Raw genomic sequence first — 13,674 nt, 5'->3', positions numbered from 1 at the left:
GCTTCTCGACTTCGCTCGAAGCGAACGGGCCTGCTAAATGGCCCGCACGAGCATCAGTGCACGAACCGCGCCACCACGTCGCGATAGGAGCGGCTGACCTTCACCTGCGCGCCGCTTTCCAGCACCAGGAAACATTCGCCATTGGTATGCGGCTTCACCTGCCGCACCTGGCTCAAATTCACGATGGTCGAGCGATGCACCCGCTGGAAATTGCGCGGGTCCAGCCGCTTTTCCAGATCCTTCATCGTCTCGCGCAGGATCAGCGAATTGTCGGCGGTATAGATGCACATATAGTCGCCCGCCGCGTCGATCCGCTCGATCGAATCCACGTCGACGCGGAAAATCTGGCCGCGATCCTTGATGTTGATGAGCTTTTCGAACCGGCTGGACGCGGGCGAATCATCGTCGGCGACGAAATCGCTCATCGCCTGCGGCGCAACCTCGGCCAGCACTTCGCGCAGCTTCTCGACTTCCTGCACCTGCCGCTTCTCGTTCAGGCGCTGGCGCACCCGGTCGAGCGCATCGGCCAGCCGCCCTTCGTCCACCGGCTTCATCAGGTAATCGACCGCCTGCGCCTCGAACGCGCGGATCGCATGGTCGCTATAGGCGGTGCAGAAGATCACCAGCGGCGGTTCGACCTCCATCAACCCCTGCACGACGGAAAAGCCGTCGAAACCGGGCATCTGAATGTCGAGGAACACAAGGTCGGGTTTATGCGTCTTGATCGCACGGATGGCTTCGCGGCCGTTGTTGCAGGTTTCGATAATTTCGACATCCTCATGCGCTTGCAGACGCAGCTGGAGCCCTTGAATGGCCAGGCTTTCGTCATCGACGAGGATTGTTCTGATGGTCATGCGGCCACTTTCGATGTTTCATCCATGTTAAGCGGAAATTCGATGATGACCGAAAATCCGCCCGGCGTGGAACGCGTTTCGAAGCTCTGTCGTTCCCCGAAGGCCTGAATTAATCGGTCCCGGATGTTCGGCAGGCCCACGCCCGTCCCCTCGCTCATGGGAATGTGCGGCTTCATTCCGCCTTCGTTCAATCCCGGTCCGCTGTCCGATACGACGATCCGGACATTATCCCCGGCAGGCTGCGCGCTGACCGATATTTCGGCCCCCTCTTCCTTGGGCGTGACCGCATATTTGATCGCATTTTCGACCAGCGGCTGAAGCAGGAGCGAGGGCAGCCGCGCCCGCGCGACCGCCGGATCGATGGTGAAGACCGGGCGCAACCGGTCCTCGAACCGCATCTTCTCGATCTCCAGATAGAGTTTCAGCGTCTCGATCTCCTGCTCGATCGTCACCTGCGCGGTCGGCTCGTTGATGAGCGTGTAGCGCAGGAAGGAGGATAGCCGCGACAGCATCGCATTGGCGCGATCGGTCTGCTTGAGCAGCACCAGCGTCGAGATCGAGTTGAGCGTATTGAACAGGAAATGCGGGTTCAGCTGGTAGCGCAGCATCGCCAGCTGGGCATTGGCCGCCTGATTTTCCAGCCGCAGCAGCTGGTCCGCCTGCTCCTCCACCGTCAGGTAGAAATTGATCGCATAATAAAGCGAGGACCATGCCCCCAGCAGCGTCATCGACAGATAGAAGGCGCCCAGAAACAGTTGCAGCCCCGCCGTCTCGCTCGCACGGTTCTGGGTTGAAAAGACCCAGGCGTCGATGAACGCGACCAGCGCAGCGGCCGCCACCACCGTCACGATCGACACGCCCCATGTTATGATCGGCCGCTTCTTCACCAGAAAACGGAACATCACCGCGATCAGCAGCGTCACCGAATAGCCCGAAACGGTCGAGATCAGCACCGGCACCAGGCTGGACAGCGGCTGGCCGTTGGCGATGGTGGACGATCCGCGCAGCAGGAAGGCCCCGGCCCAGCCCAGCGACTGGAGGTTCCAGAAAGCACGATTCTTGTCAGCGAAGAAAGGCTGCGGCTTGATGCGGGGGACGGTGACGGACATTGCCCCCAGACTTAGAGTGATTTCGAGTGAAATGGAACATTTCACGGCTCGGAAATCACGGCAGGCAAAAACTAGATCGCGATTTTGATTCAATCAAAATCCAACGACGCCCAGCCGATTTGTGCCCGGGTCAAAGACGCTTTGATCGTCCGCTCTCAGGCAGCCGCAGCCGGCTCCTCGGCCATTGGCGTCACTTCATCGGTGCACAGCCAGACCAGATCGGACAGATCCAGCGTGCGCCCGTCATGCGCCTGGATGCCGATGGTGCGGATCGGCTGGCCATCGCGCTTGTCCGCCAGAACCTGACAGGCGGGGGTGCCGCAGCCCCATTTTTCGCCCCACTGGCGCAGCGCGATCATGGCGGGGGCCAGCCCCTGCCCCTTTTCGGTCAGGCGATATTCCACCTTGCGCCGGTCGCACTGCATCGGCTGGCGGATCAGGATGCCATTTTCCACCAGCCGCGACAGCCGGTTGGCCAGGATGTTGCGGGCGATGCCCAGCGTCGACTGAAATTCCTCGAAATGGCGGATACCCGACAGGGCGCCGCGCAGGATGAGGAAGGACCAGCGTTCGCCCATCATCTCCAGCGCGCTGGGCAGCGCGCATTGTTCCAGATCCTGAGCCAGATTATGTTTCATGGGTCCAACCCATAGCGTAAAGTCACAGGCGTTGCAAAATCGCCGCCTTATTCGCTCAAATGGGATTTTTTTGTTGCACCGCAAGCCCGTTCTCACACAATCGGGCAACGATGCTGCGTCAATATGAACTTGTCGAACGGGTAAAGCGCTACGATCCGGATGCGGACGAAGCGATGATCAATCGCGCTTATGTGTTTTCGGTCCAGAAGCACGGCTCGCAAAAGCGCGCCAGCGGTGATCCCTATTTCAGCCACCCGATCGAGGTGGCGGGCATCCTGACCGATTTCAATCTGGACGACCAGACGATCGTGACCGCGCTGCTGCACGACACGATCGAGGATACGCTGGTCACCTATGAGGAGATTGAAAGCGCGTTCGGCAAGGATGTCGCGCGCATGGTCGACGGCGTGACCAAGCTCAGCAAGATCGAGGCCATGTCCGAAAATGAGCGGGCGGCGGAAAATCTGCGCAAATTCCTGCTCGCCATGTCGGACGATATCCGCGTGCTGCTGGTGAAACTGGCCGACCGGCTGCACAATATGCGCACGCTGCACTTCATCAAGAATCCCGACAAGCGCCGCCGCATCGCGCGCGAGACGATGGATATCTATGCCCCGCTGGCGGAGCGGATCGGCATGTATGATTTCATGCGCGAAATGCAGCTGCTCTCCTTCCGCGAGATCGAGCCGGAAGCCTATGCCAGCATCACCAAGCGGCTGGAGCAGCTGAAGGAAGGCGGCCATGACAAGGTCGACCGGATCGGCGCCGAACTGCAACTGCTGCTCGCCGGCAAGGGCATGACGGTCAGCGTGTCGGGGCGTGAGAAGCATCCCTATTCCATCTGGAAGAAGATGCAGGAACGGCATATCAGCTTCGAACAGCTGACCGACGTCATGGCCTTCCGCGTCATCACCGACAGCCATGAGGATTGCTACCGCGCGCTGGGCATCATCCACCAGACGTTCAAGATGGTGCCGGGCCGGTTCAAGGATTATATCTCCACGCCCAAGCGCAACGGCTATCAGTCGCTGCACACCACCGTCATCCATCAGGACAATGCCCGGATCGAGGTGCAGATTCGCAGCCGCGACATGCATAATGACGCGGAACTGGGGCTGGCGGCGCACTGGGCCTACAAGCAGAAGGGTGACGCCACCGACCATCATGCCGCCTGGCTGCGCGACCTCGTCGAAATTCTGGAACAGAGCCAGGATGCCGACGAACTGCTCGAACATACCCGCATGGCGATGTATCAGGACCGCATCTTCGCCTTCTCGCCCAAGGGCGAACTGCACCAGATGCCCAAGGGATCGACCCCGGTCGATTTCGCCTATGCGGTGCACACCTCGCTCGGCAACCAGACGGTCGGGGCCAAGGTGAATGGCCGGGTGGTGCCGCTGCGCACATCCCTCGAAAATGGCGATCAGGTCGAAATCCTGAAATCGGAGGGGCAGGAGCCGCAACCGGGCTGGCTGACCTTCGCCATCACCGGCAAGGCCCGCGCCGCCATCCGCCGCTATATCCGCCAGAAACAGCGCGGCGAGGAGATCAAGCTCGGCGAGAAGCTCTATGAGGAAATCGTCGGCCGCTTCTCGCCCGACCTCGCCAAGGAACTGGGCGACAAGGCGCTGACCGCCGCCCTGAAACGCCTCAAGCTGGACGATCGGGCCGCGCTGATGGTGGCGATCGCGACCCATCGCCTGCTCGACAGCGAGGTGATGGAGGCGCTGATCCCCGGCTCGACCACCGCCGCAGGGATGGAGGAAGCCCACCCCCGCCAGCATGAACCCGTGTCGATCCGTGGCCTGACCCCCGGCATCGCCTATAATCTGGGCGATTGCTGCCATCCCGTCCCCGGCGACCGCATTGTTGGCGTGCGCCGCACCGGCGAACCGATCGAGGTCCACACCATCGACTGCCGCTCGCTGGAGGTGGACCAGGACGATGACTGGGTCGATCTGTCCTGGGACAGCAAGTCGAAGGGCGGCACCGCGCGCCTCTCCGTCATCGTCAAGAACCAGCCGGGTGCGCTCGCCGCCGTCGCCAATGTGTTCGGCGCGACCAAGGCGAACATCCTCAACCTGCAACTGGTGAACCGCGAAGGCCCGTTCCACACCGACATCATCGATCTGGAAGTGGCCGACGCCCAGCATTTGAACCGCATCCTGTCGGCATTGCGGGCGATCGACGTGGTGGTGCAGGCGGACCGGGTCTGACCGGGCCGCCCACCTCCACGCTTATTTTTCGGCCGGCGCCTTCACCCCGGCCTCGGCCATCAGCTCGGCCCACCGGGCCTTGTCCAGATGATTGCCCAGGTCCGACATATAGGCGCTCGTGCTGTCCTCGCGCATCAGGTCCGCCATGGCGATCTGCCCCAATGTGCCGAACGCCTGCTGGATCGCCCCCGCACCCTCATATTTGATCGCATCGACCGTCTGCTTGTGACAATCGGTCAGCATCAGCCGCTGGATCAGCAGCGCCGCGTCCTTGCTCAGCCCGGTTGCCCGCTCGGGCGACACCTGCGCCATGTCCTTGATCTTGGGATTGGACGCCATGGCCGCAAATACCCACCGCAACAACATGGTGCGATCCTCCGGCTTGGCCCCGGCGACGATGCAACGGCTCAGGTCGTCCTGATACAGGCCCGCTCTTGCCGGAACCGCGCTGCCCGCCATCGCCACGGTCGCTATCGCCAGCATCGCCCGGCGACCATATCGCAAATCCATATTTCCTCCCTGTAAAACCACTATCGCTATTCCCCGTGCCGGCCCGGCGCGCAATGGCAGAATCCGCGTGACATCGCCCTCCCTTTCCCCTAATGGCGCCGGCAGCAGATCGGTGGGCCAGTCCCGTCGATCTTCCGTCCGAGACAGTTGGTGAAGGGAATTTGCCCTTCTTAATGTCCAGCCTAGACGGGGAAAAGTTCTTTACCGGTCGGGTCACGCACCCGATTCGGGTCTGCCTGCTTCCTTTTGAGGATAGGCCAGTCGATCTCTCCCCTTCGGACTTAGTGCCCCGCGCGCCCAAAAGGCCTGCGGGTTTTAGCCGTTCGCTTGGTCCCTAAACCCGGCGAAGCGAACATGAAGTGGAGTAATGGCATGGATCGTAATCAGAAAGCTGATGTCGTCTCCGCGCTGAATGCACAGCTGAACGAAGTTGGCGTGGTCGTCGTGACCCGCAACCTCGGCATGACCGTCGCCCAGTCGACGGTCCTGCGTCAGAAGATGCGCGATGCCGGTGCGACCTACAAGGTTACGAAGAACCGCCTCGCCAAGATCGCCCTCGAAGGCACCAGCTACACCGGCCTGAGCGACCTGCTCACCGGCCCGGTTGGCCTCGCCTCCTCGGTCGATCCGGTCGCCGCCGCAAAGGTTGCGATCGATTTCGCCAAGACCAACGACAAGCTTGAGATCGTTGGCGGCGCGATGGGCGAAGTGCTGCTCGATGCGGAGGGCGTCAAGGCCCTGGCGTCGATGCCGTCGCTGGATGAACTGCGTGCGAAGCTGGTCGGCCTTCTGGTCGCCCCGGCTACCAAGCTCGCAACCGTCACCCAGGCACCGGCTGCGCAGCTTGCGCGCGTCTTCAACGCCTATGCGGAGAAGGAAGCGGCATAAGCCGTTCCGGAACCGATTTTTTGACCCTCATCTGACGGGGCATTTCGCCCCAATAAAGGAACTATATCATGGCAGACATCAACGCTCTGGTCGACCAGCTCTCGGCCCTCACCGTCCTCGAAGCCGCTGAACTCTCGAAGGCTCTGGAAGAAAAGTGGGGCGTTTCGGCCGCCGCCGCTGTTGCCGTTGCCGGCCCCGCCGCTGGCGCCCCGGCCGCTGCCGCTGAAGAAGTGAAGGACGAATTCGACGTCGTTCTGACCGGCGACGGTGGCAAGAAGATCAACGTCATCAAGGAAGTCCGCGCCATCACCGGCCTGGGCCTGACCGAAGCCAAGGCTCTGGTCGAAGGCGCTCCCAAGGCCGTCAAGGAAGGCGTGAACAAGGAAGAAGCCGAAAAGCTGAAGAAGCAGCTGGAAGAAGCCGGCGCGACCGTCGAGCTGAAGTAATCGGAACTTGCCCCATCCCTATGGGTGGGGCGAACCGATCCGGTCCAGCCGGACAAGGAGGCGGCACCTTTAAGGTTGCCGCCTTTTTTGTGCCTGCTTGCGATGGGGATTTTTGGGCCGGGTAGCGAGGCAGGCTCGCACCAGATTGTACCGTCTGGAGATATGACCGCCGACGACCAACTTCCGTCACCCCGGACTTGATCCGGGGTCCGGCTTTTCATCTTACGTCACATCTCGATAGAAGCGGGATGCCGGGTCAAGCCCGGCATGACGAAAGAATCTATGGCGGTTGACGACCAAAAGTCGCCGATTAGCTTCTACCAATCCAAGCCCGGAAGCGGTCTAATGCTCCCGCCTTCTGAACCTGACTGATCGAGTGCCAATCTGTAGTATATTTTTGAACGAACTCGGTGAAGCTATCAGCAACATATCCGTCAGATGCACCACCTCCACCTATTATGGCGACCTTTCCATGCGTATCATCACTCGCGCACGAAATTGCCCACGCCCAGCTCCAAATGCTGAAATCGAGAAAAACGAGATGTTGAATCGCATTCGGCGCTATTTCGTCGCCGACCGGGTGCGGGTATTCGTCAGGAATATTCTTTATGCGCTCCATTGGCCACCAGTTGCCGTCCTCTGCATCCCAATTTGGTGCAGCGGGCCCTCCGGCACGCAGATATTCTCGAAAGTCATCGGGCAGGCTAACGCCATAGTGCTGTTCCAAAGCGGCTATTTCCGCTTCAGAACTCGATCGCGTTGTTATCCCTGCTTCGGTCTGGAACCACCAACTCTGTAGGGTCAAATGCGGCTGCATATCTTTGGATCGTACATTGCAAGGTGCGCGTCAATGTCCGCGAATATCGAACGATCCCCAAAACCAGCCGTTCCGCTTCCCACCCAAATCAGTCATCCACGCTCCGGTATCCTCACCCCTCAATAATTCCACTGCACCTGCGTGCGGATCAGATTGCCTTCGGCGCGACCTGTGCGGCGTTCATCCGCCTCGGCACGTTTCATCCGCGCATAGGCGACCGTCAGTTCGAACGCCTTCCAGATCTGCCATTCGACGCCCAGCTCGAACTCGTCGGTTTCCAGCCGCGGTGCGTTGGTCCCGGCCTTCCACCCGCCGCGATAATGTTGCCAGCGGCCATAGGGCATGAGCGTGCCGACCGTTTCGGTGGGCAGGCGGTACATCATCTGGACATAGCCGCCATTCAGCGTCTTCGTGTCGATCGACTGGCTGTCCAGGTCGAACTCCGGCCCCTTGCCCCAATTCCATTCCGCCTGGATGCCGAAGGGCTGGGGATAGAGCATGGCGTGCAGGCCGACGCGATTATCCTTGTAGGCAACGGGGCTGATCGATCCGCTGCGCAATTCGGGCTGCACGTCGTTCAGCATCGCCGATCCGCCGAATTCGAACACCTGCCCCTCAAAGGCCCCGCCCAAACCATCCAGTTCGAACGGCCAGGTGGCGAAGGCGACCTTCATCAACCCGCGATTCTGCTCGGTCCGGTTCGTCCCCTGCCCGTTGAAGACACCCAGGCCAAAGGCGCCATAATTGCCGAACAGCTTCTGCCCGCCCTGCTCCAGCCGGTCCCAGATCCGGTCCACCGACGCCGGCGTATAATAAGCGACGATGCCCAGATCGCGCTCGCTCGGCACCGCGCTGTTGATCGCGTCGCTGCGATCGAGCGTCAGCCGGTTGGACGAGGATTGCATATTCTCCCAACCGAAGGGCACCTTGGACTGGCCGAAACGCAGGCGCAGGCTCTTGCCCTTGTCGATGAAGACGTCGGCATAGGCATCGCGCAACTGGGCAAAGCCTTCGCGCCGCTCGGTCCCCGCCTGATTGTTCACGGCGGTCGCGAAATCGGACTGGAGGTAGAGCGATACGCGATCGGACACATCGCCCTGCAACACCAGGCGCGCCCGGCGCAGCGAAAAGCCGCCGCGATCCGAAATGGAGCTGTCATGGACCGAGCGCAGGCGCGACACGCCTGCCGGCGCGCTGTCGTCCCCGGACAGGAAAGCGTTGTAGCGCATCTGCGTATAGCCGCGCAGCGTCAGCTTCTCATACCAGGCCTTCGATCTGGGCGCTGGCGCGGCGGCGGCGACCGGTACGGCCGGCGGCGGGGATGCGGCGGCCAGCGCGGACGGGGCCGCATCGGCCGCAGGCACGGGTGCCGCTGCCGGTACGGATGCAGGCGAGGGCGCGGTCTTGCTGGCGGCCAGCGCAGCCGTCAGCGCCTGTACCTGCGCCTTCAACTCATCGATCTGCTGCTGCAACGCGGCATTGCTCTGCGCCTGCGCCACCTCCGGCATCAGGGCGATCAGGCTCACCGCCACCATCGCGCGCTTCAGTCCCGTTCCTGCCATTACCCGCCTCCGATCCGCATGCGGCGGAGCGCTATGGCAGTTTGATGACGCCAAAATGACGTTTATATCTCAGTTTGATGACAGTCACGCCGCGACGCCGACTGTTTCCCCCCGCGCCGAAAATGCTTTAAGCCCTTGCCCAGCATGTCGATCATCCTTGCCTCCGCCCGGTCCTGCCGCCGCATCATCCTGATCGCCGGAGCGGGACTCACCCTGCTGGCGAGCGGCTGCTCGGACGAAGGCCGCGATCCCGTCGTCGTCAGCGTATTGGGCGATCGCGACGATTTTGCGAAACCGCTGCCCAACCTGCCCGATCCCGGCGCCAAGCTGATCCTGGAAGCGACCGCGCAGGGGCTGGTCGCCTTCGATGCGGGCGGGGAAATCCTGCCCGCGCTGGCGCAGCGCTGGATCGTGGAGGATGACGGGCGCTCCTACATCTTCCGCCTGCGCCGCGCTTTCTGGGCCAATGGATCGCGCGTCACCGCGCCCGATGTCGCCCGGATGCTGATGGCGCGAATCGAATCGCTGCGCCGGCTGGACCCGGACGGCCCGCTCGATGCGGTGCAGGCGGTGGTGCCGATGACCGGCGAAGTGATCGAAATCCGGCTCGCCGCGCCGCGCCCTTATGTGTTGCAGATGCTGGCCCAGCCGCAAATGGCCGTCCTGTCGCGCGATGGCGGCACTGGCCCCTATCGCCGTGCGGCACGGGGCAATGCGCTCGTCCTCACCCCGGTCGACCGGTCGACCGGCGATGATGCGAGCGACGAGCCGGTCCAGCCCTGGCAGACCCGCGTGCTGCGCGCCGAACGCGCGGCGCTGGCCATCATCCGCTTTCGCGAAGGCGATGCCGCGCTGGTGCTGGGCGGCCGCTTCACCGATCTGCCACTGCTGGTCCCCGCCGGCATCGACCGTGACAATGTCCGGGTCGACCCGGTGCGCGGACTGCTGGGGCTGGCGATCACCGGCCGGGGCAAGTTGCTGGACGATCCCGCCATCCGCGCGGCGATCAACATGAGCATCGACCGCAGCCAGTTGCCCGCCATCTTCCCGCTCGGCGGCTGGGCGACCAGCGAACGCCTCCTCCCCGACCAGATGGACCTTGGCCGCCCGCCCACCGATCCCGACTGGGCCGCGCTGCCGCTAGACCAGAGGCGCGCGCAGGCCGGGGCCAGCGTCACCCGCTGGCGCGCAGACAACGGCCCGCCGCCACCGCTGCGCATCGCCCTGCCGCGCGGCCCGGGCGCCACGCTGCTGTTCGGCATGCTGCGCCGCGATCTGGCCAGCATCGGCCTGCCGGTCCAGCGCGTCACCCTCACCGCAGAGGCCGACCTGCGTCTGGTCGATGAAGTCGCCGCCTATGACAGCGCGCTCTGGTATCTCGGCCGCATCGGCTGCGCGCGCAAGATTCATTGCAGCGACATTGCCGATGCCCAGTTGCAGGCGGCCAGCCTCGCCAGCACGGCGGACGAACGCGCTGCCCGCATCGCCGAGGCGGAAGCGCAGATGGTCGCCCATAATGGCTATATCCCGCTGGGCGCGCCGGTGCGCTGGTCGCTGGTGTCGAAACGGCTCAGCGGCTTCCAGCTTTCGGCCCGTGCGCGCCACCCATTGAACCATCTCTTCCGCGCCACCAATTAGGACTTGGAGCGTTCGAACCGTGAATGCGCCGGCGTGCCGGTTCGGACGTGAATCAGGCTCCCATCGGAAAGGGGGCGAGGAGTTCAGACAAGATGGCGATTTCGCAGGACCAGTTCGACCGCGTTGTGCGCGACATGCCGGGTTTCGGCCGCGACCCCGCCTCGATCCGCCGCCGGATCGAGACGATGGAAGCCGTGCTGGAGGGATTGTTCGTCATTCCGGGCACGCGCTTTCGCGTCGGCCTCGACAGCATGGTCGGCCTCGTCCCGGTGGTGGGCGATCTCGCCACCGCCGCCATGGGGGCGTGGATCGTGTGGGAAGCCCGCAACCTCGGCATGTCGAAATGGCAGATCACGCGCATGGCCGCCAATGTCGGCATCGACACGCTGGTCGGCGCCATTCCCTTCGCCGGCGACCTGTTCGACTTCCTCTACAAGTCGAACACGAAGAATCTGCGCATCATCCGCAAGCATCTCGACCGCCACCATCCCTCGACGGTGACGATCGACGGCTGATTATCCGGCGCCGTTGGCGATCGGCTGGACCTTGGGATCAAGGTCTAGGATCAGGCCGGGCTTGCGCGCGGGCTGGCTGCCCGGCCTGACGGGCGCAGCGGCGGGCCGGCGCGCATTGGGGATGTTCGGCCCCGGTTCGATCCGCAGATAGCTGGACGTCGGCGCACCGCCCTGATGCGCGGGGCAGCGGGTGAATTCCAGCGCCTTGTCCATGCACAGCCAGATTTCGCTCAGCCAGTTGCCCCGCACCGTCGTGACGCGCAGCATGTCGGCCCGCAGCCCCTTGTTGGCGCGGGCAAAGGCTTCCGCAAACTGTCCGACCGTCAGCGTCTTGCGCTGTGCCAGCGCCGCCATGTCGGGATAACGCATCGACTGGTAGAGCGCGCGCGACAGGTTGAAATACAGCTCCGGCTTGGTTGTCATGCAGGTGCCATGCTTGGCCCATTCATGCTGGAGCAGCTGGACCGAAGGCGTGGTGCAGAGATTGTCGCGCAGCACCTCGCGCGGCAGCAGGTCGGTCGACCGGCAATATTGCGGCCATTCCTTGCCCACGCCATCGGGCCACAGGCCATGCAGGGTGAAGCCGAATCGCCCATTGCCGCCGCCACACTGGAGCCGGCTGGAAGCCCCGCGCGCGGTCGAGCAAAATTGCGGCGACCAGCTGATCGCCAGCGTATAGCTGCCGATCGGCAGGACGCGCTTGGGTTCCTTGGCGCTCGGTGCCTCGATCTCCGGCCGTGGCAACTGGCCGGGCATGCTGCACTGGGCCGACTGGGCAAAGGCTGCGCCGGGAACGGCCAGCAGCGCCAGCGCGGTCAGGGCGGGGGCAATCAGCGGCTTAAGCATAAGCGAAGTCCAGTCCGATGTCGGCCGCCGGCGCCGACTGGGTCAGCCGGCCGACGCTGATATAGGTGACGCCGGTATCCGCCTTCGCCCGGATGGTGTCCAGCGTGACGCCGCCCGACGCCTCGGTCGGCACGCGCCCGCCCACCAAAGTCACCGCGCCGCGCAGCGTCGGCGCATCCATATTGTCGAGCAGCAAATGGGTGGCACCGGCGGCCAGCGCCGGTTCGATCTGGTCGACCCGGTCGACCTCCACGATGATGCTGGCGATCCCGGCGGCGGCCGCGCGGCGCACCGCTTCCCCGACCGATCCGGCGACCGCGACATGATTGTCCTTGATCATCGCCGCGTCCCACAGGCCCATGCGATGATTGGTCGCCCCGCCCTGCCGCGTCGCATATTTTTCCAGTACCCGCAGGCCCGGAATCGTCTTGCGCGTATCGAGCAGGGTCGCGCCCGTACCCAGAATGGCATCGACATAGGCCCGCGTCATCGTCGCGATGCCGGTCAGATGCTGCACTGTGTTGAGCGCCGACCGCTCCGCCGTCAGCATCGCCCGCGCCTTGCCCCGGATGCGCAGGATGTCGGTCCCCGCAGACACCCGATCGCCATCGCGATGCAGCAGCTCGATCTCGACGTCGGGGTCCAGCGCCCGGAAGAACGCCACTGCAATCGGCAGTCCGGCCAGCGTCACATCGTCCCGGCTGTCCATCACCCCGTCGAAGATCGCATCGGCCGGGATCACCGCCTCGCTGGTCACGTCCCGGCCATCAGGGCCGAGGTCTTCGGCCAGCGTGGCCGCCACAAAAGCATCAAGGTCGAAACCGGGAAGGGAGAAAGTCATGAGGCTTCTCTAACTATCTTGCGTCTACTCGCAAGCTTTCTCGAAACTTGACTTAGTCCACGGACTTAGTCCATTCTGCACCCATGACCGAAATCGTCAACGTCCATCAAGCCAAGACGCATTTTTCCAAGCTGCTGGAACGCGCCCATGCCGGCGAAGAAATCATTCTGGCAAAGGCTGGCAAGCCTTACGCGAAGCTGGTGCCGATCGCGGCGGATCAACCGCAACGCAAACCGGGGCGGTTCGAAGGCCAGATGGTGTATGACGACTCCTCTTTCTTCGATCCACTGCCGGAAGATGAATTGCGCCTCTGGGAAGGACGCGACGATTGAATCTCTTGCTCGACAGCCATGTGCTGATCTGGTGGTGGGCGAATGATCGCAAGCGCCTGGGCAAGGCTATGGAGCATTTGCTCTCACCGTCCGGCACATTGTTCGTCAGCGCCGCTTCGGCGTGGGAAATCGCGACCAAGCAACGCCTCGGCAAATTACAGCCCGGCGTTGCGATGACAGCCTTCGAAGATGCGTTGGAAGCGGACGGTTTCATCCCGCTCGATATAAGCACGGCTCATGCGCTGCATGCTGGCAGCTATAGCATGACACATGCCGACCCGTTTGATCGCCTGCTCGCCGCACAGGCAGAACTGGAAGGCCTGACGCTCCTGAGCTGCGACAAGGCCTTCCGTGACTTTCCCTGCATGACGCTCTGGGATTAGAGCATCGTGTGCAAAAGTGGGAACCGGTTTTGCGCTTAAAATGATGCGACAACAAAACTTGGAGCGCGCGGCTTGCGTC

The 13,674-nt window shown here is 63.0% G+C and carries 15 protein-coding genes; 7 read left to right on the top strand and 8 right to left on the bottom strand.

Annotation, left to right across the window (positions count from 1 at the left end; all coding sequences use genetic code 11):
• Window positions 1-53: 53 nt before the first annotated feature.
• From ACNHGR_RS17495 to ACNHGR_RS17485, 3 genes are all read right to left on the bottom strand, one after another.
• Window positions 54-854, bottom strand: a complete 801-nt coding sequence (locus tag ACNHGR_RS17495; RefSeq protein WP_184269851.1) for a LytR/AlgR family response regulator transcription factor — start codon at window positions 852-854, stop codon at window positions 54-56.
• Window positions 851-1,963, bottom strand: coding sequence for a histidine kinase (locus ACNHGR_RS17490; protein ID WP_184269849.1), 1,113 nt, complete (start codon window positions 1,961-1,963; stop codon window positions 851-853). The genes ACNHGR_RS17495 and ACNHGR_RS17490 overlap by 4 nt, the downstream gene beginning before the upstream one ends.
• Window positions 1,964-2,118: 155 nt before the next feature.
• Complete coding sequence (locus ACNHGR_RS17485; protein ID WP_475287728.1) at window positions 2,119-2,601, bottom strand: winged helix-turn-helix transcriptional regulator; 483 nt, start codon at window positions 2,599-2,601, stop codon at window positions 2,119-2,121.
• Between the two features lie 110 nt (window positions 2,602-2,711).
• Between ACNHGR_RS17485 and ACNHGR_RS17480 the strand changes: the two genes are divergently transcribed.
• A complete protein-coding gene (locus ACNHGR_RS17480; RefSeq protein ID WP_184269845.1) occupies window positions 2,712-4,817 on the top strand; it encodes a RelA/SpoT family protein in 2,106 nt (701 codons plus the stop codon).
• 21 nt (window positions 4,818-4,838) lie between these two features.
• Here ACNHGR_RS17480 and ACNHGR_RS17475 read toward each other — a convergent pair whose 3' ends face one another.
• Window positions 4,839-5,327, bottom strand: coding sequence for a hypothetical protein (locus ACNHGR_RS17475; protein WP_475287727.1), 489 nt, complete (start codon window positions 5,325-5,327; stop codon window positions 4,839-4,841).
• A 372-nt stretch (window positions 5,328-5,699) separates the two neighbouring features.
• On the opposite strand from ACNHGR_RS17475, the gene rplJ reads away from it, so the two are divergent.
• Complete coding sequence (gene rplJ, locus ACNHGR_RS17470) at window positions 5,700-6,215, top strand: 50S ribosomal protein L10 (protein ID WP_475287725.1); 516 nt, start codon at window positions 5,700-5,702, stop codon at window positions 6,213-6,215.
• A 68-nt stretch (window positions 6,216-6,283) separates the two neighbouring features.
• Complete coding sequence (gene rplL / locus ACNHGR_RS17465; protein ID WP_009820791.1) at window positions 6,284-6,661, top strand: 50S ribosomal protein L7/L12; 378 nt, start codon at window positions 6,284-6,286, stop codon at window positions 6,659-6,661.
• A 310-nt stretch (window positions 6,662-6,971) separates the two neighbouring features.
• Here rplL and ACNHGR_RS17460 read toward each other — a convergent pair whose 3' ends face one another.
• Complete coding sequence (locus ACNHGR_RS17460) at window positions 6,972-7,478, bottom strand: SMI1/KNR4 family protein (protein ID WP_475287724.1); 507 nt, start codon at window positions 7,476-7,478, stop codon at window positions 6,972-6,974.
• A 119-nt stretch (window positions 7,479-7,597) separates the two neighbouring features.
• A complete protein-coding gene (locus tag ACNHGR_RS17455) occupies window positions 7,598-9,040 on the bottom strand; it encodes a porin (protein WP_475287722.1) in 1,443 nt (480 codons plus the stop codon).
• A 144-nt stretch (window positions 9,041-9,184) separates the two neighbouring features.
• On the opposite strand from ACNHGR_RS17455, the gene ACNHGR_RS17450 reads away from it, so the two are divergent.
• Window positions 9,185-10,678 (top strand): ABC transporter substrate-binding protein, encoded by a 1,494-nt coding sequence (locus ACNHGR_RS17450; RefSeq protein ID WP_475287721.1) that lies wholly within the window; start codon window positions 9,185-9,187, stop codon window positions 10,676-10,678.
• Window positions 10,679-10,770: 92 nt separating this feature from the next.
• A complete protein-coding gene (locus ACNHGR_RS17445; protein ID WP_184269835.1) occupies window positions 10,771-11,193 on the top strand; it encodes a DUF4112 domain-containing protein in 423 nt (140 codons plus the stop codon).
• Here the strand turns inward: ACNHGR_RS17445 and ACNHGR_RS17440 are convergent, their stop codons facing one another.
• A complete protein-coding gene (locus ACNHGR_RS17440) occupies window positions 11,194-12,039 on the bottom strand; it encodes a ribonuclease T2 family protein (protein ID WP_475287719.1) in 846 nt (281 codons plus the stop codon). It abuts the gene before it with no gap.
• The gene (gene nadC / locus ACNHGR_RS17435) at window positions 12,032-12,880 is read right to left on the bottom strand and encodes a carboxylating nicotinate-nucleotide diphosphorylase (protein WP_475287718.1); all 849 of its coding nucleotides are present in this window, start codon (window positions 12,878-12,880) and stop codon (window positions 12,032-12,034) included. The genes ACNHGR_RS17440 and nadC overlap by 8 nt, the downstream gene beginning before the upstream one ends.
• Window positions 12,881-12,963: 83 nt before the next feature.
• On the opposite strand from nadC, the gene ACNHGR_RS17430 reads away from it, so the two are divergent.
• Both ACNHGR_RS17430 and ACNHGR_RS17425 read left to right on the top strand, forming a co-directional pair.
• Window positions 12,964-13,212 carry a type II toxin-antitoxin system Phd/YefM family antitoxin gene (locus tag ACNHGR_RS17430; protein WP_475287717.1) on the top strand — a complete coding sequence of 83 codons (249 nt, stop codon included), beginning with the start codon at window positions 12,964-12,966 and terminating at the stop codon, window positions 13,210-13,212.
• Window positions 13,209-13,595, top strand: a complete 387-nt coding sequence (locus ACNHGR_RS17425; protein ID WP_475287715.1) for a type II toxin-antitoxin system VapC family toxin — start codon at window positions 13,209-13,211, stop codon at window positions 13,593-13,595. The genes ACNHGR_RS17430 and ACNHGR_RS17425 overlap by 4 nt, the downstream gene beginning before the upstream one ends.
• Window positions 13,596-13,674: the final 79 nt, after the last annotated feature.

Source organism: Sphingobium sp. RS1 (genome assembly GCF_056156825.1).
This window is presented reverse-complemented; position numbering and strand designations above follow the sequence as displayed.